Raw genomic sequence first — 296 nt, forward strand, 5'->3', positions numbered from 1 at the left:
CTGCACATTTCCGCCTACGGCATGTTCGGCCTGACCCTGCTGACCAGCGCCACCCTGCGCGAAGGCTGGTCCCTGGCGCTGCGCTACCCCTTGCTGCTGGGCACCTTCTTCCGCCTCGACCTTGAGGTCCGCGACGGCCTGGCCTGGCTCACCGCCGACCAGTACAGCGAAAGCGAACTTGAGGTGTTCAACACCGATTTCTGCATGTCGTCCTACCGGGTCACCTGCCAGGACCTGCTGGGCTGCTCCCTGCCCCTGCGCCAGGTGCAACTGATGCATGGCCCCCAGCCCTATAT

1 protein-coding gene is annotated in these 296 nt (G+C 64.9%); it reads left to right on the forward strand.

Going from position 1 to position 296, the window contains the following annotated elements; all coding sequences use genetic code 11:
* The coding region (locus tag SB756_RS29215; RefSeq protein WP_410913027.1) for an AraC family transcriptional regulator ligand-binding domain-containing protein at window positions 1-296 on the forward strand (296 nt) is incomplete at both ends.

This window comes from Pseudomonas sp. SIMBA_068 (assembly GCF_046534705.1).
Lineage (GTDB): Bacteria > Pseudomonadota > Gammaproteobacteria > Pseudomonadales > Pseudomonadaceae > Aquipseudomonas > Aquipseudomonas putida.